Here is a 19,951-nt window from a genome sequence, read left to right as displayed (position 1 = left end):
AATAGCGCTGATAATTAGTGCCAAATAGCGATCAAAGTCACAGAAAAATCAGGGGAAATTCGGTCGCAAAAGCCGTGACATTCATGGGACTTTTGCGACATCTGACGGTCGTTTCATCGCCAACCAATCCGAAAGCTGCCCGACCGGTACCCACTACTCACAGACATTTACCGAGTTGTAGGTATGGCGTCCGCTTATAGGTGTTCCAGACAATCATTTTAATGACTGATAAGCGGGCGCGTTGCCTACCGGCAGTTTTCGACCTTGATGGTCCCCGTCCCCAAGGCTATGAGTTACGACCGAAGCCTGCCGTTCGTCCAGAAAGACTAACGGTACAGTTTGGACTGTGAGCAAATTGGTCTGCAAAAAACTGCCTTTCCATCGGCAAGATCATTTTCTTGAGACGCGGTAAATGATTTCTCTAAGCCAGAGCATGACGTTGTATTTCTCTACCCACGGTATCGCAGAGCGTCGATGATGACTTTGAATGCGGGCAGATTCTGGCGGCGGCTGGGATAGTAGAGAAAGTAGCCATCGAATAAGGGCGACCAGTCGTCCAAAACTTGGATCAGCTCGCCGGAAGCAATGTGCTGCGCGACGATGTTTTCAGGCACATAGACGATACCATAACCACTAACCGCTGCATCAATCATGGCGTATGAATTGTTGAAGGTAAGCTGGCCAGACACACGGACGCGCAGCTCCTGTCTCTCTTTCTCGAATTCCCAGGCATAAAGGCCGCCGCCAGTCTCATGACGCATGTTGATGCAGCGGTGCCGGACTAGATCCTGCGGATGTTCCGGCACGCCATGTTTGGCGAGATAGTCGGGCGAGGCCACGGCCACCAACCGCCAGTCCGGTCCGATCCTGACCGCAATCATATCCTTCTCGACGCTCTCGCCCAGCCGAACGCCAGCGTCAAAACCTTCCTCAACTATATTGCGGAAGGTGCTGTCCAGGATCAGCTCGACGGCGATGTCAGGATATTCACGTAACACCGGCTTCAGGTTCGGCCAGACCACGCTTTCCAGCGCATGATCGGAAAGCGTCAGCCGGATCGAACCGGATGGTTTGTCGCGGAACGTCATCAACGCGGCGATCTCGTCCTCGATCTCGGCCATTCGAGGGGTGATCGTCTTGAGGAGCCGTTCCCCCGCAGGCGTCGTGCTGACGTTTCTGGTCGTGCGCGTCAGGAGGCGGATACCCATGCCGGCTTCCAACTGTTTGATCGCGTAGCTGAGGGTCGATTGCGCGACGCCGATCTTTGCTGCCGCTTTGGTGAAGCTCTTCTCCTCGGCAACGATTCTGAACCAGGTCAACTGGTTGAAATCCGTCTTCTCCATGTAATTCCACCCATTCCTGTGGGCCTTAGATTAATCGATCATATCGATTGATCCAATCAAATTGTAACGGCTAATCGGTCGCAGGTCGATAGGCTATATTGATGTGCAGACCTCATAGTTTCATTTTAGGAATACGCAGAGAATGGTTTCCACTGAGGAAAATGCCGGCGGCAGACCCGCTGCCTGGGGCGCGGTGCTTTCGATGGCGCTCTGCGTGGCAATGCTCATTGCTTCGGAATTCATGCCAGTGAGTCTATTAACGCCAATGGCAGAAGGGCTGCACGCGACCGAGGGGCAGACCGGTCAGGCGATCTCAGTGAGCGGCTTTTTCGCTGTCGTTGCCAGCTTGTTAATCACGACGGCTGCTGGCACGCTGAATCGGAAATGGGTTCTGGTGGCGATGACCGCGCTTATGCTGGCATCGCTGGTTCTGGTCGCCACCGCGCCAAACTTTGCTGTCCTTATACTCGGCCGCGCGCTTCTCGGCGTCTGCATCGGTGGTTTCTGGGCTTTGGCCACAGCCGTCATCATGCGTCTGGTGCCGGCCGCGGACGTGCCCCGGGCGCTGGCTTTGATGTATGGCGGCCAAGCCATCGCCGCGGCCTTTGCCGCGCCGATTGGAAGCTACCTAGGCGGTCTGTTCGACTGGCGTGAGGTGTTCTGGGCGCTGACGCCAATTGTAGCTATCAATCTCGTATGGCACGTTGCGGCACTCCCGTCCCTGCCCGCACGCGAAAGGCAGGACTTCCGATTGATGTTAGCCTTGTTGAAGCGGCCATATTTTCAACGCGGACTTGCAGCCTGCATGCTGTCCTGGGGCTCTGCCTTTACGATGTTCACCTATCTGCGCCCGTTTCTGGAGCAGGTTACGCGGGTTGATGTAACCACACTATCGGCTCTCCTGCTGCTTCTGGGATGCGCCGGTTTCATCGGAACATGGGCGGCGGGACGCTTCCTGAAAGGCGACGTTGCCCCCTTCCTGAAACTGCCGGCCCTAGTCATGGGCGGGGCCACCCTCGGTCTCCTGCTACTTGGCTTCTCGATCATCGCCGCCGGCCTGTTCATGGCTGTCTGGGGTGCAATGAACACCATGTTCTCCGTCATCTGGATGACGTGGATGTCGCAGAACGCCGATGACATTCCGGAGGCCGCCGGCAGCTTGATGGTCGCAGCGATCCAGATGTCGATCCTGCTCGGGGCCCTAGTCGGCGGATTGCTGCTCGACGGCATCTCCGTTCATGCGACTTTCATCGGCAGTATCGTTCTGGCGGTCCTGGCAGTCATGATGATCGGCAACGGCAAGCGGATGCTGAAGCCGGAGGCGGAGGCGGCCTGACATGAGCCCGTTCTCATCGAGATCTCGACGTCGACTGCTGGCAGCGGGCGCTGCCAGCCTCTTCATCCCCACTTTTGTTTCCGCGTTGACGGGGAGAACTCAAGCACAGGGAGGAACGGCTATGCGCCTCAGACTGACCTTCGCCGACCAGGATTTCATCGCGACGCTGGAGGACAACCCTTCGGCACACGACCTGTTCGCGATGCTGTCGCTCGTTCTCACGATCGACGATTATTCGACCAATGAGAAGATTGCCTATCTGCCGCGCAAACTGACCGAAGAAGGCAGTGGTCGCTTCGGCAACGAGGCGATTGGCGACCTTTGCTACTACGCGCCGTGGGGCAATCTGGCGATGTTCCATGGCCCTTACCACTGGTCGCGCGGACTGATCCGGCTTGGCCGGCTGGACAAGGGAGCCAAGCCACTCCTGGTGCGCGGCGAATTTCCGCTTCGCATTGAAGCGTCGTCCTGACGCGCGACGCCAATCTCGTGAGGAGACCAGCCCGTTTGAAACCGCAAGGAGAACCTGCAATGAAACAGAATGTTGAATCCGAAAACGCACTCCATCATCAGGTAGCGCCCGATGCCGGTCGCCGCAATCTTCTCAAAATGAGCGGCGTCGGCATGGCCGCTCTCGGCGCGGCGTCACTTTTCGATATTTCCAACGCGAATGCTCAGAATATATCGCAAGAATGGGACAAGGTTTTCCCTAAAAGCCAGAAAGTCGACCATCAGAAGGTCACGTTCAGGAACCGCTACGGCATCACGCTTGCCGGCGATCTCTATCTGCCTAACGATCGCGCCGACAAAAAGCTGCCAGCCATTGTTGTCAGCGGTCCGTTCGGCGCGGTCAAGGAACAGTCATCCGGCCTCTATGCCCAGACCATGGCCGAGCGCGGCTTCGTCACGCTGGCCTTCGATCCGTCGTTTACCGGCGAAAGCGGCGGTGAGCCGCGCAATGTCGCCTCGCCGGACATCAACACCGAGGATTTCATGGCGGGCGTGGATTATCTAGGCCTTCATGATTCCGTCGACCGGGAGCGCATCGGCGTTATCGGCATCTGCGGCTGGGGCGGTATGGCGCTGAACGCCGTTGCCGCCGACAAGCGCGTGAAGGCCGTTGTTGCCAGCACTATGTACGACATGACCCGCGTCATGTCGAAGGGCTACAATGACAGCATGCCGCTCGAACAGCGCACGCAGGCACTGAAGCAGTTGAGCCGGCAGCGCTGGGAAGACGCGGCGAATGGTGCCCCAGCCTACCAGCCGCCGTATAATGAGCTGAAGGGCGGCGAGACCCAGTTCCTGGTCGATTACCACGATTATTACATGACGCCGCGCGGCTACCATAAGCGCGCGGTCAATTCCGGCAACGCATGGACCATCACGACGCCGATGTCTTTCATGAACATGCCGATCCTGAACTACATCAAGGAAATCTCACCGCGGCCGGTACTGTTCATCCATGGCGAGAAGGCGCATTCACGCTACTTCAGCGAAACCGCCTATGCAAACGCTGCCGAACCGAAGGAACTGGTAATTGTCCCCGACGCCAACCACGTCGATCTCTATGACAAGGTGGACATGATCCCATTCGATAAACTGACCAGCTTCTTCAATCAGCATCTCGCCGCTTAAGCTGAGTTGGCGCCTGCACCATGGGTGTAGGCGCCGCAATTGGTTGGGAAACATCAGTGACCGTGTTCCCAAAAGACTGCGTATCTATTGCGAATTCCAAGAGCCGTCGGATGGATCCACCTCTTCGCAGGCATTTACTGGAGACGCCGACAGAATGTCGCCTTCTGGATGTGCCCGGCAAAAACACCAATGACCGGAAATAAGACGCGTTACTGACCGGCAGCTAGCGCCCACCCACGGTCAAAACAATGCGCTGGAGTTAACCAAAAAACTGACATTCGTGGAAGCCCTGCCCAGTGCGGCCACTTTCGCGAGGTCTGCGTCTAGCTCATTTATGGTAACGTTGAAACCATGAGGACTGGCTCCCTTAATTATATTGTAATCGAATTTGCATAGGGCGAACGCATCGCGGTACTTAATCCTACGAGGCTAGAATGAATAATCGTTACGGAAGACTGGCTTCCTGGGTCTATAATCTCGATAAACCGGTCGGCCGCTCATTCGGCGATGTGGAATATTATCAGCAACGCCTTGCGAAAACCGAAGGTCCGATCTTGGAACCTGCCGTCGGCAACGGTCGTGTTTATGTGCCGCTTCTGGAGTCCGGATTTTCGATAGAGGGATTCGATGCATCTGACGAGATGCTGGGGTACTGCCAAGATGAATGCAGGAAGAGAAACCTTTCCGCGAGCCTCACACGACAGACATTCGAAGAATTCTCCTTTAGCAAACGCTTTGCTGCGGTTATTATTCCGGCGGGGTCATTCCAGCTGGTCACGGATACGAAATCGGCGATTGCTACGCTAAAGCGGTTTTATGATTGTCTAGTTCCTGGGGCAAAACTGATCATAGATCTCGATCCAATAGGCAGTTTCATTGGGACGACCGGTTCTGTTCGGCGTTGGAAGACCGAAGGTGGAGATTTGCTTACACTGACAGAGCAAAGGGTTGAGACCGATTATGTCGCGCAAACCACGCTAGCCCATCTGCGTTATGAACTCTGGCGAGACGGAGAACTTGTTCAATCCGAGCTCGATTTGTTTAAGCTGAGATGGTGGGGTGTCGAAGAGTTCCTGATGGCGTTGCAGTTCACTGGGTTTGCCGATGTAGTGGTGTCGGGCAACTACCAGCACGGAAGAGCACCACACAAGGACGACGAGATCATTAGTTTCGAGGCTCTGCGGCCCAAATAGGCTGAGATGCGTTTTTGTTGCCCTGAGACTTCGATGTCCGCGACGGGCCGACCGTCAAGGCGCCCGCAGCCAACGACCAGTTCAAGGTCCGCTTACGAAAACCCCATTCCGATACCCCCCCTTCGGCTTTCAACCCTAACCGCCGCCCCTCATGACTTAAGCGGATCGAAAGCTTTTAGCTTGCTCTTAGCTGGCGGCCAATGTCCGGAATGAAGACGCACAGCCGACAGGCAGCTAAGAGGCCGATTTCGCTCGTTATTGAAACCCGGTAGCGCCCTCGGAAGTTGACGTTGCATCCGTAATCGTTTCAATCCAAGCGCCGTGCGGGTCGGTCCATGCTGTAGGTTGATTGTTGACCGACAGCAGGAAGGCACCTTGCGATGGAGCGTCTGCAGAGGCGAAGCCAGAATGCGACACGACGCCCGGTGCCTCGTTGCAGATCCATATGTCGGATAGCGCAGAGACTTGGTCGGCAAATTTCACGCGGTCGCCCTTGTTTGGGACGTAGGCGAGAACGGCGGTATGGAAGACCACCAGCGTGGCATCCTGCGGAGCTTGACGGCACAGAGCTTCGAACTCAGGTCCCAGGAGATCACCCTTTGCGATCTTCGGCTGCTCTCCTGCCACGATATCTAGTGCCAAACGAAGCCGGCTGCGGCGCTCTTCCTGTTCGGGCCAGATAAGTGTTTCGAGCCAGGCAGCATCGTCTGGGTCGCCAGCGTCCAGCGGATTTAGATCGAGCCCAGCCCGCCAAACGATCTGCGGAAGCGTGTCAGGGAGTTGGATATTTGCGGCAGCCTTACATGGGAACACGGGATGCGGTTTGGCCTCCGCCGAGGGCCGAAGGCTACGTGAGGGGTACTCGTATCCGTAGCGATCAGGGAATAGGCAAAGCCCAGCGGACGCTCCGACTTCCAAAAGCGCCAGAGGCTGCGGCAGGCTCGCTAAAACCGGCAGAAGCACAGCGCACCGTCCCGGCTCGTTGGTTTGCGTCGAGCGCTCAAGCATGATGGAGCGAACTCCATCGAAGCGATCCACCAAAACTTGCCTGAACTCGCTGTAGTTCGACGGCACACCGAAGAGGTGTCGGTAGGCGGCAAGAAGTAGGTTGGGCTGCTGCTTTGGTTGAGGCAAGGCCGAAATCAGGCTGAGGACCTCTGCGTCTTTCGATACGCTCATGGTGAGGTGCTCGTATAGCGGAGACCGTCCGCTAGCCTCACGAACTGCAAAACGATGGTAGCGGCAGGACAACTCATCTCGATCCGCGTCCATAGTCATGCTAAACTCCTTCGTGCCACTGGTTGCCAACGAAGGCCAGCTTATAGCATCCGGTTGTAAAACCTGAATCTTCCTCTTTCCAGCCTTTCACGAACGTTGAAAGCAGGATAAGCGCAACGGCCGCATTGAACTGCCTGAGAATGCTGTGCTGACGACTGGAAGGACGGCGCGAAGCGGTCATTGGTGTTTTCCACTGCTGGCTTGGAAATATCTTCCGTCTGCCGGGTAAGTCGATACAGTGGCATCGCATCGGCACCCGCTTTAGCTTCGTCGATCAATTTGACCTCGGTTGTTGGCCGGTTTCAGCAGGTTATCGACATGATGTTTCGGCCAGACCTTACCTTGCAAACGTCCGACTTGCGCATGAATTGCAGGAGCGATCCTGCGTAATAATCTCCAAGCCCGACATCGCCTCCGGCGCGCGCCCTACGCAGGTTCCAAATAACTTAGCCCCGCTCAACTAAAGTTTGCCGAGGTTGTTCTTTATGGTGACGAGCGGACTGATCACTAGGACTGCCCTTTTACGATTATCTTGTGTGCTCTTTCTAGGGGTACTTCAGCGAGCTGCGGCGGCTTGGATCTGCTCCTTTTCCGCTGTTCATTTTATTTATCGGCAAGTTTTCGTGGGGTGCTTGCTTGGTTTTTTGATTATTGTTTAGATTTGGTTTGCTTTAAACGCAAAAAGCCCCGTCGGAGACGGGGCTATTTTTGATTTGGTTGCGGGGGCACGCAACCACCGATACCGACATTCGTTGCGAGTGGCAATTTAGGCTGTAAACTGCAATGGCTCTTGCCTTCTCTCTGAAGTTAGCCGGTAGATTCGCTTGAATGTTGATTTTGCGCTGAGCGCTGACCACTCCTCAGCGCAAAATCAACATTCAAGCAGATGAGAAGCGTCCCGAACAGAACCGGCTTACGGTTTGTCATGCTTCGTTTTCCCACATCGTCAAGTTTACGATGTCCTTCCAAGGTCATCAGTCGCGCGCCAAGGCTTCGATCGGGTCAAGTTTTGCCGCATTGCGGGCGGGAAGGAAGCCGAAGACGATTCCGATCAGGGTCGAGCAGGTGAAGGCCATTATGATGGAGCCCGAAGAGAAGACCATTTTGAAGTCGGAGCTCAGCAAATTGAAAAGAGCGCTGATCCCGAGGGCGAGCATCACTCCCATGAAGCCGCCGACAAGGCAGACCATGACGGCCTCGATCAGGAACTGGGAGAGGATGTCGCTGCGGCGCGCGCCGACGGCCACACGAACCCCGATCTCCTTGGTGCGCTCGGTCACCGACACCAGCATGATGTTCATCACGCCGATGCCGCCGACAATCAGCGAGATCACGGCGACTGAGGATATCAGCAGCGTCAGGGTTCGCGTGGTGGTCTCGATGGTTTCGCGAATGGTCGCCGAGTTGGTGAGGAAGAAGTCTTTCGCGCCGTGCCGACGCTCGATAAGGCGCGAAACCGCGGCCTCGACATTCCCCGGATCGACACCGTCGCTAATGCGGACCGTTATGCCGTCGACATTCGGACGGCCCAGCATACGGCCCATGACGGTTGTGTAAGGCGCATAAACCGTCAATGTATCAACCGCCGGGCCGAAGGACTTCTCCTGCTTTGTCACGCCAACGACCCTCGCCGGCATTGTACCCAGAAGGATGACCTGTCCCACCGGGTTCACCCGGTCGGCAAACAGGTCTCGCGCGGCATTTGCATCAATCACCACATTCTGGCTGTAGCCGGTAACGTCCCGGGCGTCGAACAGATGTCCCTGCGCCAATTCAAGGCCCCTTGCGCGAAAGAAATCCGCGCCGACCCCGGTGACTGCCGCATTAACTGCCACGGCGGCGCGCTTGACAGTCACGTTCGTCGCGACGGTTGGCGTCACGCTGTCGACATAGGGCTGGTTCGCCAGGGCTTCCGCATCGGCAGGCACCAGAGTCCGTATTCGCCCCGCTTCCAGATCGCCGAAGCCTTTCCCGGCTCGCACCTCTATCGTGTTGGTGCCGAGCGAACTGATACTGCTCAGGATTTGTTGCTGCGAGCCAGCGCCCAGGGCCGAGATAGCCGCCACCGAGGCGATACCGATGATGATGCCGAGCATGGTCAGAAGCGAGCGCATCTTGTGCGCCCAGATTGCCGCGCCAGCCATACGAAAGGCCTCAGTCATCCGATCGATTGCGCCGCGCCAGCCAGCGCCCGGCGCGTGCTCGCGGATGGGACGGGCCGTCGCAGCGGACTTGGATATATTGCGCTCGTCGGAAATGATAACGCCGTCGCTGATCTCGACAACCCGATCCGCGTGGTCGGCGATCTTCTTGTCGTGGGTGACCAGGATGATGGTGTGCCCTTCGGCGTGAAGTTCGCGCAGGATCTTCATAACCTCGGCGCCACTGTGGGTATCCAGTGCTCCGGTCGGCTCGTCGGCCAGAATTATCTCGCCGCCATTCATCAGGGCGCGGGCGATCGATACCCGCTGCTGCTGGCCGCCCGACAGCTTGCCAGGGATATTGCCCGTCCGCTCGGCCAGGCCCAGTCGGCTCAACAAGGAGATGGCTCGCTTGTGCCGGTCGGATCGGCTGCGTCCGGCATAGATGGCCGGCACCTCGACATTACTCGCTGCGCTGAGGTCGCCAAGCAGATGATAACGCTGGAAGATGAACCCGAACCGCTCACGGCGTAGCGCAGCCAGTTCGTCCACAGCCATCTTCGACGTCTCGCGCCCTTCGATCCAGTAACTGCCAGTCGTTGGACGATCGAGGCAGCCAAGGATGTTCATCAGTGTCGACTTGCCAGAACCCGAGGCACCGATAATGGCCATCATCTCGCCGGCCTCGATGTCGAGGTCGACGTCTTTCAGCACGCGCACCATCTCGTCGCCTGCGGGAAAAGCGCGGGATACCCCGCGTACGCGGATCAGTGGCTCCGTCATGACACCGCCCTACCGCTGCGCCGCGGCCAGTTGAGACTGACCATCCGTGCGCTCGTCCGTGGATGCTCCCAGGACGATGATCTCGCCTGTCTGAAGACCGCTAAGGATCTGGATGTCCGCGCCGTTGTCGACACCGACCTGCACCTGCCGGATCTGAACCTCGCTCGCCGCGTCGAGCACCCGGATGCGTGCCGTGTCGCCAGCTCGCGGCGCACCCTCCACAGCACTCAGCGGCACCAACACGGCGCCGCTGACGCGGCTGAGAACAATGGACACCTGCGCCGTCATGGAAGGCCGCAGAACCCCGTCCGCGTTTGCGACGTCGATCAGCCCGGTGTAATAGACAGCACCTTTGGTTGAGCCAGGCCCGCTTGCAGCAGTGCTGCCTTCGTTGGCGATGGAGGCGGGAGCCGGTTCCACCTGGCGCAACTCCCCATCGAAACGACGCTTCGGATCGCCAAGAATGCTGAACCAGACCGGCAGGCCCCGCCGGACACGCACGACGTCAGCCTCGGAGATATCCGCGCGCACCTTCATTCTGTCCAATCGCGCGATCATGACGATGGTCGGCGCAGTCTGCAGGGCATTGACGGTTTGACCTTCGTCGGTGACGATCGCGACCACTGTGCCGGCGATTGGGGCAGTGATGCGGGTATAGTCCAGTTCTATACCCGCAGACTCCAGCGCGACCTGCGCTTGGGAGACCTGAGCGTCCAGCGACTGAACCTCAGCCCGTGCGGTGTCTCGCATCGCAACCGCGGCGTCATACTGGGCGCGCGGCGTGGAACCACCTGCCAGCAGGTCACGCTGGCGCTCGAAATCCTTCTCGGCTTTCACCAGTCCGGCCATACGCGCGGCGTGAACGGCCCGGATGTTGGCCAAGGCGGCCTCCCGGTCTCGCAAGGTGTTGCGTCGGGTCTGGGAATCGATCTCGGCCACCAATTGGCCAGCTTCGACAACGTCACCGATCTCGACCGCCAAACGCTCAACGCGACCCGACGCCTGAGCGCCGACACGCACCAGCTCGAGCGGTTCGAGAACCCCTGTCGCCAACACGACCTCTTCAATGTCACCCGTTCTCGCCTGCGTGGTCACCAGTTCAGGTTTCGCCGGCGGACGCAGAAACAGGGTCCAGACAACCAGCAGACCCACAAGGGTCACTGCCGCCAGGATCAGACGCTTGCGGGTAATGTGTCGTGTCATCAATTCATGGTCCGTGCTATTGAGAATTGCGGGCTTTCTCCGTCACGAAAATTACGCAAAAATTACGGAGAGCGGCCGTCCCGGCTGGCCGCTGGTCAGGAACCCGACATCACCTGGCTGTTGTCACGCCTGGTGTGTTTGGCGCCCATTGCAAAGTCGACCGGTCGGCAAAGAGTGCTTGCCAGATTGATGGCATGCCAGAGATTGCCCGCGAGACATTGAGTGCGATAACGGCCCTATCCACAAATGATACCGTCTCATCGACCAGCCGGCGCAACCGGCGGGTTCCCTACGGCTGGCGGAAAACGCGCATGTCGCGCCAGCGCACCACAAAGGTGCTGCCCTTGCCTGGCGCGGAAGAAAGCTCGACGTAACCGCCATGGCGGGTCACGATCTCGTTGACCATACTGAGCCCCAGGCCCGCACCTGAGCCGTGAGGGTTGACCCGGTAGAACGGCTCGAATATGCGCGAATGCTTGTCGCCGGCAATTCCGCAGCCCTGATCGGCGACAGTCACGCTGCCGTCAGCCTCAATACCGACCGATATCTGTCCCCTTCCACCTCCGTACTGAACCGCATTACGTACCAGATTGACGAATGCACGCTCCAAAGCTTCGGCATCACCGGGAACGAACATGCCTTCCGCGTAGCTGTCGAACGAGATTTCGTAGCCTTCGGCGATGGCCAAGGGAGCAAGTTCGGCGACCACCTTCGACACAACGTTGTTGAGATCGACAGGTACATTTTGCTGAGGTTTCTGCCGGTACTTCTCAGTGTCGAGAAGCTGGTTCGCGATCGCTGTAAGTCGTTTGATGGCCGTCTGTAGGTGTGTCTTGTCCGAACCTGGTGAAAGGGTGTCGATTCTCACCTGCAGGATAGCGATCGGCGTTCGAAGTTCATGCGCCGCGTTGACGAAGAAGCGCTCCGTCGCCTCGAAGCCACTATCGAGACGACGTAACGCCCTGTTGATGTCACGCACAACGCGAAGAACTTCGTTGGGCAAGCCACGCTCTTCGACCAGGGCACCGCGAGTGTCGAGATCGATCCTGTCGAGACGCCCGGTCAGGTCGCTGAAGGACCGCAGCGCCCAGCGTGTGACGAACGGAACGCCAATGAGGGAGATGGCGACGAGGATCAGCGCCGGCACGCCGATGGCAAGGTTACCCAACAGCACGGTCACACCATATTGGGACATCGAAACACCGCCAGCGAAAATCGTTGCCTCACCGGCCTCTGTGTCGAAACGCTCCATGCGGGCGACACTCAACGGATCCTTCAGATCACCATGGAGCTCGACGCTTCTGAACGTCCGCAAGAATGGTATGTTGTCGGCAATTTTCCCGGGAGGCACGCCGTGTGCAAGGACGATATCTTTGCCCAGGTCTGCCACGAACCAAAGGTCAGGCGCTTCCTCCATGATCTCTTTTAGCTTGGCCGTCGGCACCAGCTGGGGCCGGCCATTCGGCTCGAGACGAACCGAATCTGCTATTTCCTGAGACAGCCAGATGGAGGTGATCGCCACATCGGGCTTGAGGCCAGAAAGGAGATAGAAAACCAGGCTGAGCGACGCGACGACCCCGCAGAGCTGCAGGACAATAAAACCAAAAGTGAATCGCCAACGAAGGGATGTGCTGGTCATCCTATTTCTGCTCATGAAGGTAGTAGCCTATGCCACGAATGTTCTTGATAACAATGTCGGCCTCCGCTTCGCCAAGCTTTCGGCGCAGGCGAGACATATTGGATTCCAGTGAGTTCGACTGGATCTCATCGTCAAATGAATAGACCTGCCCCTCAAGGGACGAGCGCAACACGGTACGGCCTCGGTTTCTCAGAAGTGTTTCGATAATGAGCAGTTCCCTGCGGGTGAGCGCAAGCCGGACGCCGTTGACATGCACATCGCATGAAACACGATCATAGGTGACGTTTCCTGCCGACAGGACGAACGGGCCGGTTGTCGGCGCCCGCCTCAGCACAGCGCTCATTCTGGCAATCAGCTCGGGAATTTCGAACGGCTTCGGCAAATAGTCATCAGCACCGTCATTGAGCCCGGAAATTCGCTCGTCGGTCGACCTCAGAGCGGAGATGATGATGGATCGCGTATTTGAACCCGCGCGACGCAAATCGGCGAGGAAAGTACTGCCATCACCATCCGGCAGTTGCCGATCAATAAGGACAATATCGTAATCCGCCATGGCGATTGCTTCCCGCGCCGTTGCCAGATCTCCAACGGCGTCAAGAACGATGCCATGCTGCGAGAGAGCTACCCTCAACGCATCCGTCATTTCCGGATCATCTTCGATAAGTAGAAGTTTCATAATCGTCTAATGATTTAAGTCTCGAACTATCATTCCTGATAGTCTCTACAGCAAAACTAAGACTCTGGTTCAGATAAAATCGACGGGCGCGACGTTCTGACCGTCAGGTTGTTGTACATCATGAGATTGCTGCGGGCGTGGAGACCGGAGAAACCGAAGTTCGTCCGCTATCCATTTCGCCTTTGACGCGCGCCGCCCAGCCAGCAATCCTTATCGACAACGACCGTAATGATCCCGGTATTTGCAGCCGTAATTACGTCGGTCCCGTTGCTCCCAGCGGTTGCGGCGGTTCCTGTCTTTATTTTCGCTGATGTTGCCCACTACGGCCCCTCCCGCGCCACCTGCAGCGGCTCCCACTGCAGCGCCTTCCCACGTCCCGCTTGCCAGCCCACCGATGATAGCGCCGCCCGCCGCACCAATGCCTGCACCCTTTTCCGTCTGGCTGCACGCTGTCAGCGTCAAGCAAACGAATACGCCTGCAATAATCTTTTTCATGCCTGTCCTTTCGATCCATCGCCGCTACGGCCGTCCGTCGACCGTTGAGAAGCACCAAGACAGAGACGTATGGCCGCCGAAAATTACGTGGAAGTTACGCGGAGTTTGACCTGCCACTGAGAATTTCCTCCAGAATGGATTAGAGTCCTGCCCATTGATGTGGTCGTGGGCTTTAAAGCATCAGGGCACAAGAACGATCTTGCCGTGTAGCCCGCCTTCTACGATCAGGTGATGCGCTTGGTCTGCCTGCTCGAACGTCAGTGTCTGAGCGACGACCGGCTTGATGTTCCCGGCTGTAACGTCGGCGAAAATCTTTTCTGCGGCGCTGTTGAGATGGGCATCGGGAACGGTATCTAGGCTGAGCGTGATGAGAGACCGGGACCGCCTGAAGTCCGCGAGCAGGGAACTAGCGAAATCCGCTGGCGGCATGCCTGCAGAAATTCCTGCGATCACGTAGCGACCGTTCGCATTGAGCTGTTCGATAAAGGCGCCTGTGTCCGATCCTGCGACGAGGTCGATGACCACATCGGTGGGTGCAGGTGAACTGCCTCTGGGGCTATCGATCAATTGGGCCCCCAAGCTTGCCGCCATTTGGACCGCGAGGTGGCCAATACCTCCCTGCGCACCCCGTACGAGAACATGTTCGCCGCCAATCACCTGCGCCTTGGTCAGACAAAACTGGGCAACCAGCGCATTGACCCCCGAAGCGACCGCAGCTTCGAAAGACAATCCCTCCGGCAAGGCGACAAGCACAGCGCTGCTGACGACCACCTGATCGGCATAGGCACCAGCCTTTGTGCGCGAAAACACGCGTCGACCGAGCCATTGTGGATCGCAATCAGGACCTGCCGCCAAGACGATGCCCGCAACCTCGATGCCAGGTACGAAATCCGCCGAAATTATCTCTCGCATGATCAGGTCGACGCGGCCAACGCCGATCGCGCGAACATCGATGACCACCTCCCCGACACCTGCAGCCGGCGGTTCCACCTCGACAATTTTCAGTTCGGTCCGGGGTCCTTTCGAAACAATAGTTCTCATGCTTGTTTTTCCTTTGAGTTGCACCTAAGATAGGAGATATATCTTGTATACTAACTGCACAAGAACGCACTAAAGGGTCATATAGTAGCCATGACGATACTGCCCCCTTACGACGATCCGCCCCCGGAACTATCCGAAGGGGCCAGAAGCCTGATGGCACTTCTGGCTGAAAAGTGGACCTTGTTGATCCTCGTACAGCTTTGCCATGGCCCGCTGCGCTTCAACGCACTGCGACGTTGCGTCGGGCCGGTAACGCCAAAAGCCTTGGCGCAGACCCTGCGCAGGCTCGAGCGAAGCGGCCTTATATCGAGACAGATCATTGCTGGATCGCCACCGGGCGTGGAGTATCGTGGCACCGAGCTTGGCTTTGCGTTGGCTCCCGCCATCAGATCGCTGGTGCGGTGGGCGTCGACGAACTTCGAAGAGATTGAGCAAGCACAAACGCGATACGACGCAGCTAATAGTGGCTAGGTGCAACGGTTATCCGACGGTGCCGACGCCGGACAATCGATACTGACGTTGGCGGAGCCATCGCTAAGGCGGTGACGCGAAGAACGATGCGTTCGACCCATTTAAGCGCGCTGAACAGCAGGCTTGTGTAACTGTGCTCACAACGCGCGCCTTCCCAGTGCGTCAGGGAGGACAGGCTCGATCAATGCTTCGCACGTCCAAAACGTTCACCGAAGCTTCGCCGTACCCACCTTACCGCCAAGCTGGAATCAGGACGATGTTCCTAGAGATGGGGACGACGGCCGGCACCCAGACGAGTGGACAGAGGAATATGAGAGTTGAAGATAAGAGCCCGCGCAGATCTGGCGTCTGCTGTTTCCATACACTGCTGCAATGATGCTTTTGCCTCAGGTCGCCAGGAACCCCGACGAAACCAGCCTGAAGGCTTCTAATGCTTTGGGCAGTGTTGCATGCGGATCGTCACTCGCCGCGACCCAAAGTGCTGCATTCAGAGCCGCCCCGTTCAGCAGGCGTGCCGCGGCTTCAATGTCAACTGGCTTGAGAACACCAGCCCCGGACATATTGGCCAACGCCACGCGGGTATCCTCAAGACATACGCATTGGCTGGGCCATTGCGATGGATCGCCTAGAAAGGCCGGCCCGTCTAACAGCACAATACGCTGAATTTCGGGATCAAGTGCCGCCTCGATGTAGGCTACGCCCTGTGCTTCCAGCGCTGCCCAACCGGTTACTGCCTTTTCTCCTGCCAGCCGAGCGCGCTCGGCCATCTCTCCATCGATCTGCGCCACAACTGCGGCAAACAACCCCTTCTTGTCGCCGAAATGGTGATACAGAGCACCCCGCGTCAGTCCGGCAGCTGCCGTAAGATCGTCCATGGACGCTGCAGCGAAACCCTTCTCAGCAAAGGCACGCCTTCCCGCAGCGATCAGTCTAAGCCGAGTTTCCTCCATCATCGAAGACCGGCTTCTGGACGTGCTTCTCACCACTAGGTTGCCTTTCTGTTGCACACACGATTGACATACGAACCGTATGTCAGTTACACATACGCATCGTATCTGAAACCTTGCCTAGTGTGAAGGCTCTCGAACCCAAGAGGTAAGAATGACGACCCCTACCCCTGTTTTCCCCGCCGACCGCCATGCTCTTTACGAAGCGCATGGCTATTCGGCTGCAATTCGATCCGGTGATCTGCTTTTCGTATCTGGGCAGGTCGGCAGCAGAGAAGATGGTAGTCCTGAACCAGACTATCCGGCACAAGCCCGCCGCGCCTTCGCCAATCTCAAAGCCGTCCTATCAGCAGCCGGATGCGGCTTTGCCGATATCGTTGATGTGACCAGCTTTCATACAGATCCGGAGAAACAGTTCGAGGCCTTCATGACGGCGAAGGCCGAGGCCTTCCCAGAAGCGCCCTATCCAAACTGGACAGCTGTTGGAGTGAACTGGCTTGCAGGGTTTGATGTTGAGATAAAGGTTATCGCGCGCATCCCCTCCGTGTCATAAAATTGAGTGACCGCGTTTTGGTCTGTGCCCCACCGGCATAACTCGCCCGATCAAAAGGGCGGGCGAGTTGTGGAAACGGAGCGTCACGCGGGACGACCGAGGCAGCATTTTTTAAAGCTGTGCTCCAATAATGATGGGCTGCTCGCCCTTATCGTCAACCGGATCGTCTTCGCCATCGCTGAAGTAAAAAGCAGTAAATCTTCAGTTCCGGCTGCGGTTCGACATGTTAAATGGCCGCGAACCACAGGGCCTGAAACCAAAGACCCCGGGGGCCGAACCATTCAGGCGACCGCATAGGTGATCAGCCATAGGCCGTTGAAAACGGCATGCACGACAAGGCCGGGCCAAATCGAATTTGTCTTGCGAAACAGCAGGCCGGTGAGGACGCCTATAAGAAATGCGTTGAGGAAGACCACACTTGGCCCGTGAATGGCAGCAAAGATGAATGCACTGCCGCCGACGCCGGCCCATCCGCCATAGCGATTCAAAGCGTTGGCAACGACGCTGCGAAACACGGCTTCTTCGCCAAAAGGCGTAAGAATCGCGCCACTCACCAGCAATATGAGAAACGAGAGCGCCCCGTCAGTTGCGGCGGCCTGAAAATCTGCCTGAGTGTTTTGCTCGGCGATGTAGGTGAAATAGACGGCCTCCATGACATGACTGATGCCATAGGCCGCAATCCCGATCACCGCCCCCGCAAATAGCCACGTCACGGCAACGCGGCGAAGGCCGAATTTTCTTAGGCTGCGGATGCGCATGGAAATCGCCGCTGCTAACGCGAGAACACCCGCTATACCATTAGCCACCATGCCAAAATTGCCACGCAATACGGCATTCTCGTCGGAAATCCGTGCCATCATGACGGCAATGACGGCTAGCAGCATCAAATAGATGAGCAAAGCGACTGCGACTTCTGGCCAGCCGGGCCGGGACAATTGCATCCCCTTGCTGCGAATCTTCATTCCCGTCTCCTTTGTATTCTCATGTCTGCTTTTGGGCGACACGAGCACCGCTTCGATCACATCGCAGCTAGGGCAACAGAATTACGCGAAGATTACAGCCAGATGGGATGCAAGGTTCTGGCTCGAACGTATTTTTTCCGGCTGCGACACGCTGGTCAGGGCCGGCCGACGCTTGCAATCCAACCACGAAAAGACAGAGCAGCATAAAACAGGGCGATTTCCGTAAAGCCGGCTTCGCGCAAGAAACTCTCTTCATCGGCGGGAGACAATAACGTCAACCGCTCGATCATCATCCTGCCCGTGGTCTCGGCCTTCTCCCAATCAAGCCCGTCTCGGTCACCAAAGGCGACAGATCGCGTCATCCACCGCACAGGGTCGGGGTCAGGAGCCGTATGCTCAGTGATGATAAGGCTAGCCCCTGGTGTGAGACGGCGCCGGATGCCCTCCAGCGTTCGTAGCCGTTCGCCTCCGTCGAGATGATGGAGGGTCAATAGGCAAGTTGCACCATCGAACGGGCCATCGGGGGCCTGCGCAACCGTGCCCTTGCGTAGATCGTAAGCGCTCATTTTAGTGCACGTCGAGGTGATTTGACGGAACTGGAAGCCGCTCGACTGGGTTATTTTTTGAATTTAAATGGCAGCAGATCTTCCATATCCGCATCGTTTGAGCGTTGTGGCAATTCGGTGAGGACGTGCTTCAGCCATTCGAATGGTTCAACACCGCACGCGCGGCAGGTCAGCATGAGGCTGTAGATGACGGCGCTGGCCCGTGCTCCGTCGACGGTATCGCTGAAGAGCCACGATTTTCTTCCAGTGGCAAAAATTCTGATGTCCCGTTCCAATAAATTGTTGTCGATCGGCATAGTGCCGTCTTCAGTGTAACGGGTCAGGTATTCCCACTGATTGCGCGTATAGGAGACAGCATCTTCAAGCTTGCTCTGTGGCAAAACCTTGGGTGCAATTTTATCCAGCCATTGCTTGAGAGCTTGGAGAACCGGAACGCTGTGTTGCTGGCGAAAGCGTCGGATGCAGTCAGCTTGCGTTTCACCGTCATCCGGGTTTTCGTCGCGGGCCTGTTTTTCAATCCGGTAAAGCTGCTCGTAGAATTTCAGCGCCTGCTCTGGTGGCCCGCCGCCTTTCTTTCTGGCGCGCAGCGCTTCGACAAAGCGCCGCCGCGAATGCGCCATGCAGCCGATATGCGTGGCTCCTTTCAAGGTGCGCCAGGCCGTATAACCATCGCTCACCAGTATGCCACGATAGTCGCCAAGAAAGGCCTGCGGGTAAATCTGCCCACGACCAGGCTGATAATCGAGCAGCACGATCGGTTGGGCACAATCCTGACTGCTTCGGTACGCCCACATGTAGGATGTACTGGTGGGAGCTTTGTCCTTTTCCTTCAGTACTTGAACTGTAGTCTCGTCGCCATGAATGAGAGGCTGGGATCTCAGCCGCAATTTCAGCACATCATAGATACGGGAAAGATGCTTTTCACTGGAACCGATCACCCAATGCCCCAGAGCACCACGGCTGACAGGAACGCCCGCACGCTCGAAGGCTTTCGCCAGACGATAAAGCGGCGTGCCGTCGACATATTTGTGAACGAGCGCAAATGCCAGCGTCGAGGCCGTGGCAATGCTGCCTGGCAAGGGCTGAGCGTGTATCGGTGCGATCACAATCGGGGTTTTGATCCCGGTGCGATCGCAGTTGCGACACGCATATTTGGCCCGCACGTTCTGCAAAACCTTGACCTTCACCTCAATATGAAGCTGTTCGGTAACGAGCTCACCCATGCGATGCATCCGATAACTGCAACACGGACACATCTTCTGATCATCGGGAAGGTCATATTCGACACGCTCGCGCGGCAGATTGGCAGGCAGCGGTTTACGCCCGCGCTTCTTGCCTTGCCGCGCTTCGGAGTCTGGCAACCCCGTTTCGGGCAGTTCAACGGTGTCCGCGTCGCCTGCATCATCCTCAAGAGCAGCCTGTTCAGCTTCATTGAAGACACGGTCAGTGTGCTTTTCGCTGCGCGGCGCAAAGCGATGTAATCTTGCGAGCGCCAGTTCTTCCTCAAGTGTGAAGACCCGCTCGTTCAGTTTCTGGTTTTCTGCTTGCAGCGCAGCGATCTCGGCAGCCTTCGCCGCCAATAGTGCCATCAATTCCGCAACATCAGGTGTACCTGTCCGATTCATTCCAATGTTTGAATCGAACGTAACGCGCCACGTCAATAAATGAATGCTGTTTCCGTTTATA

Annotated in this window: 19 protein-coding genes; 6 read left to right on the top strand and 13 right to left on the bottom strand. The window is 57.2% G+C overall.

Going from position 1 to position 19,951, the window contains the following annotated elements; genetic code table 11:
• Positions 1 to 449: 449 nt before the first annotated feature.
• Positions 450 to 1,343, bottom strand: coding sequence for a LysR family transcriptional regulator (locus CES85_RS09085; RefSeq protein ID WP_095445565.1), 894 nt, complete (start codon positions 1,341 to 1,343; stop codon positions 450 to 452).
• Positions 1,344 to 1,485: 142 nt separating this feature from the next.
• Here CES85_RS09085 and CES85_RS09080 point away from each other — a divergent pair, with 142 nt between their 5' ends.
• The 4 genes from CES85_RS09080 to CES85_RS09065 all read left to right on the top strand — a co-directional run bounded on the left by CES85_RS09080 (position 1,486) and on the right by CES85_RS09065 (position 5,510).
• Entirely contained in the window at positions 1,486 to 2,679 is a 1,194-nt protein-coding gene (locus CES85_RS09080) for an MFS transporter (RefSeq protein ID WP_095445564.1), read from the top strand.
• Position 2,680: 1 nt separating this feature from the next.
• Entirely contained in the window at positions 2,681 to 3,151 is a 471-nt protein-coding gene (locus CES85_RS09075; RefSeq protein WP_167388263.1) for a cyclophilin-like fold protein, read from the top strand.
• A gap of 59 nt (positions 3,152 to 3,210) precedes the next feature.
• Positions 3,211 to 4,317: an alpha/beta hydrolase gene (locus CES85_RS09070; RefSeq protein WP_095445562.1), complete on the top strand. Its 1,107-nt coding sequence runs from the start codon at positions 3,211 to 3,213 to the stop codon at positions 4,315 to 4,317.
• Between the two features lie 434 nt (positions 4,318 to 4,751).
• Entirely contained in the window at positions 4,752 to 5,510 is a 759-nt protein-coding gene (locus CES85_RS09065; protein ID WP_095445561.1) for a class I SAM-dependent methyltransferase, read from the top strand.
• A 255-nt stretch (positions 5,511 to 5,765) separates the two neighbouring features.
• Here CES85_RS09065 and CES85_RS09060 read toward each other — a convergent pair whose 3' ends face one another.
• From CES85_RS09060 to CES85_RS09025, 8 genes are all read right to left on the bottom strand, one after another.
• Positions 5,766 to 6,788, bottom strand: coding sequence for a DUF2332 domain-containing protein (locus CES85_RS09060; protein ID WP_244923184.1), 1,023 nt, complete (start codon positions 6,786 to 6,788; stop codon positions 5,766 to 5,768).
• A 1-nt stretch (position 6,789) separates the two neighbouring features.
• Positions 6,790 to 6,969 carry a hypothetical protein gene (locus CES85_RS09055; protein WP_095445560.1) on the bottom strand — a complete coding sequence of 60 codons (180 nt, stop codon included), beginning with the start codon at positions 6,967 to 6,969 and terminating at the stop codon, positions 6,790 to 6,792.
• 793 nt (positions 6,970 to 7,762) lie between these two features.
• The gene (locus CES85_RS09050) at positions 7,763 to 9,712 is read right to left on the bottom strand and encodes a MacB family efflux pump subunit (RefSeq protein WP_095445559.1); all 1,950 of its coding nucleotides are present in this window, start codon (positions 9,710 to 9,712) and stop codon (positions 7,763 to 7,765) included.
• A 9-nt stretch (positions 9,713 to 9,721) separates the two neighbouring features.
• Positions 9,722 to 10,915: an efflux RND transporter periplasmic adaptor subunit gene (locus tag CES85_RS09045; RefSeq protein WP_095445776.1), complete on the bottom strand. Its 1,194-nt coding sequence runs from the start codon at positions 10,913 to 10,915 to the stop codon at positions 9,722 to 9,724.
• Positions 10,916 to 11,204: 289 nt separating this feature from the next.
• Positions 11,205 to 12,554 (bottom strand): sensor histidine kinase, encoded by a 1,350-nt coding sequence (locus CES85_RS09040; protein ID WP_095445558.1) that lies wholly within the window; start codon positions 12,552 to 12,554, stop codon positions 11,205 to 11,207.
• Position 12,555: 1 nt separating this feature from the next.
• On the bottom strand, positions 12,556 to 13,230 hold the full coding sequence (locus CES85_RS09035) for a response regulator transcription factor (protein ID WP_095445557.1): 675 nt from the start codon (positions 13,228 to 13,230) through the stop codon (positions 12,556 to 12,558).
• Positions 13,231 to 13,440: 210 nt separating this feature from the next.
• Complete coding sequence (locus CES85_RS09030; RefSeq protein WP_095445556.1) at positions 13,441 to 13,725, bottom strand: YMGG-like glycine zipper-containing protein; 285 nt, start codon at positions 13,723 to 13,725, stop codon at positions 13,441 to 13,443.
• Positions 13,726 to 13,905: 180 nt separating this feature from the next.
• On the bottom strand, positions 13,906 to 14,766 hold the full coding sequence (locus CES85_RS09025; protein WP_095445555.1) for a quinone oxidoreductase family protein: 861 nt from the start codon (positions 14,764 to 14,766) through the stop codon (positions 13,906 to 13,908).
• Between the two features lie 90 nt (positions 14,767 to 14,856).
• Here CES85_RS09025 and CES85_RS09020 point away from each other — a divergent pair, with 90 nt between their 5' ends.
• On the top strand, positions 14,857 to 15,237 hold the full coding sequence (locus CES85_RS09020; RefSeq protein WP_095445554.1) for a winged helix-turn-helix transcriptional regulator: 381 nt from the start codon (positions 14,857 to 14,859) through the stop codon (positions 15,235 to 15,237).
• Positions 15,238 to 15,623: 386 nt separating this feature from the next.
• Here the strand turns inward: CES85_RS09020 and CES85_RS09015 are convergent, their stop codons facing one another.
• Positions 15,624 to 16,187 (bottom strand): TetR/AcrR family transcriptional regulator, encoded by a 564-nt coding sequence (locus tag CES85_RS09015; RefSeq protein WP_095445775.1) that lies wholly within the window; start codon positions 16,185 to 16,187, stop codon positions 15,624 to 15,626.
• A gap of 151 nt (positions 16,188 to 16,338) precedes the next feature.
• Here CES85_RS09015 and CES85_RS09010 point away from each other — a divergent pair, with 151 nt between their 5' ends.
• Positions 16,339 to 16,737: a RidA family protein gene (locus tag CES85_RS09010; protein ID WP_095445553.1), complete on the top strand. Its 399-nt coding sequence runs from the start codon at positions 16,339 to 16,341 to the stop codon at positions 16,735 to 16,737.
• Between the two features lie 281 nt (positions 16,738 to 17,018).
• On the opposite strand, the gene CES85_RS09005 is transcribed toward CES85_RS09010, so the two are convergent.
• From CES85_RS09005 to tnpC, 3 genes are all read right to left on the bottom strand, one after another.
• Positions 17,019 to 17,699: a CPBP family intramembrane glutamic endopeptidase gene (locus CES85_RS09005; protein ID WP_095445552.1), complete on the bottom strand. Its 681-nt coding sequence runs from the start codon at positions 17,697 to 17,699 to the stop codon at positions 17,019 to 17,021.
• Positions 17,700 to 17,854: 155 nt separating this feature from the next.
• The gene (locus CES85_RS09000) at positions 17,855 to 18,265 is read right to left on the bottom strand and encodes a class I SAM-dependent methyltransferase (protein ID WP_095445551.1); all 411 of its coding nucleotides are present in this window, start codon (positions 18,263 to 18,265) and stop codon (positions 17,855 to 17,857) included.
• Between the two features lie 50 nt (positions 18,266 to 18,315).
• The gene (gene tnpC, locus CES85_RS08995; protein WP_095445774.1) at positions 18,316 to 19,890 is read right to left on the bottom strand and encodes an IS66 family transposase; all 1,575 of its coding nucleotides are present in this window, start codon (positions 19,888 to 19,890) and stop codon (positions 18,316 to 18,318) included.
• Positions 19,891 to 19,951: the final 61 nt, after the last annotated feature.

This window comes from Ochrobactrum quorumnocens (assembly GCF_002278035.1).
In the GTDB taxonomy this organism is placed as follows: domain Bacteria; phylum Pseudomonadota; class Alphaproteobacteria; order Rhizobiales; family Rhizobiaceae; genus Brucella; species Brucella quorumnocens.
The sequence above is the reverse complement of the archived record's forward strand: the minus strand, read 5'-3'. Positions and strand labels throughout refer to the sequence as shown.

Bases quoted from the DNA above. Each gene is read 5' to 3' on its own strand.
- CES85_RS09020 (WP_095445554.1), top strand. From the start codon at position 14,857: ATGACGATACTGCCCCCTTACGACGATCCGCCCCCGGAACTATCCGAA.
- CES85_RS09040 (WP_095445558.1), bottom strand. From the start codon at position 12,554: ATGACCAGCACATCCCTTCGTTGGCGATTCACTTTTGGTTTTATTGTC.
- CES85_RS09025 (WP_095445555.1), bottom strand. From the start codon at position 14,766: ATGAGAACTATTGTTTCGAAAGGACCCCGGACCGAACTGAAAATTGTC.
- CES85_RS09035 (WP_095445557.1), bottom strand. From the start codon at position 13,230: ATGAAACTTCTACTTATCGAAGATGATCCGGAAATGACGGATGCGTTG.
- CES85_RS09060 (WP_244923184.1), bottom strand. From the start codon at position 6,788: ATGACTATGGACGCGGATCGAGATGAGTTGTCCTGCCGCTACCATCGT.
- CES85_RS09075 (WP_167388263.1), top strand. From the start codon at position 2,681: ATGAGCCCGTTCTCATCGAGATCTCGACGTCGACTGCTGGCAGCGGGC.
- CES85_RS09050 (WP_095445559.1), bottom strand. From the start codon at position 9,712: ATGACGGAGCCACTGATCCGCGTACGCGGGGTATCCCGCGCTTTTCCC.
- CES85_RS09010 (WP_095445553.1), top strand. From the start codon at position 16,339: ATGACGACCCCTACCCCTGTTTTCCCCGCCGACCGCCATGCTCTTTAC.
- CES85_RS09030 (WP_095445556.1), bottom strand. From the start codon at position 13,725: ATGAAAAAGATTATTGCAGGCGTATTCGTTTGCTTGACGCTGACAGCG.
- CES85_RS09045 (WP_095445776.1), bottom strand. From the start codon at position 10,915: ATGACACGACACATTACCCGCAAGCGTCTGATCCTGGCGGCAGTGACC.
- CES85_RS09015 (WP_095445775.1), bottom strand. From the start codon at position 16,187: ATGGAGGAAACTCGGCTTAGACTGATCGCTGCGGGAAGGCGTGCCTTT.
- CES85_RS09065 (WP_095445561.1), top strand. From the start codon at position 4,752: ATGAATAATCGTTACGGAAGACTGGCTTCCTGGGTCTATAATCTCGAT.
- CES85_RS09055 (WP_095445560.1), bottom strand. From the start codon at position 6,969: ATGACCGCTTCGCGCCGTCCTTCCAGTCGTCAGCACAGCATTCTCAGG.
- CES85_RS09070 (WP_095445562.1), top strand. From the start codon at position 3,211: ATGAAACAGAATGTTGAATCCGAAAACGCACTCCATCATCAGGTAGCG.
- tnpC (WP_095445774.1), bottom strand. From the start codon at position 19,890: ATGAATCGGACAGGTACACCTGATGTTGCGGAATTGATGGCACTATTG.
- CES85_RS09005 (WP_095445552.1), bottom strand. From the start codon at position 17,699: ATGAAGATTCGCAGCAAGGGGATGCAATTGTCCCGGCCCGGCTGGCCA.
- CES85_RS09080 (WP_095445564.1), top strand. From the start codon at position 1,486: ATGGTTTCCACTGAGGAAAATGCCGGCGGCAGACCCGCTGCCTGGGGC.
- CES85_RS09085 (WP_095445565.1), bottom strand. From the start codon at position 1,343: ATGGAGAAGACGGATTTCAACCAGTTGACCTGGTTCAGAATCGTTGCC.
- CES85_RS09000 (WP_095445551.1), bottom strand. From the start codon at position 18,265: ATGAGCGCTTACGATCTACGCAAGGGCACGGTTGCGCAGGCCCCCGAT.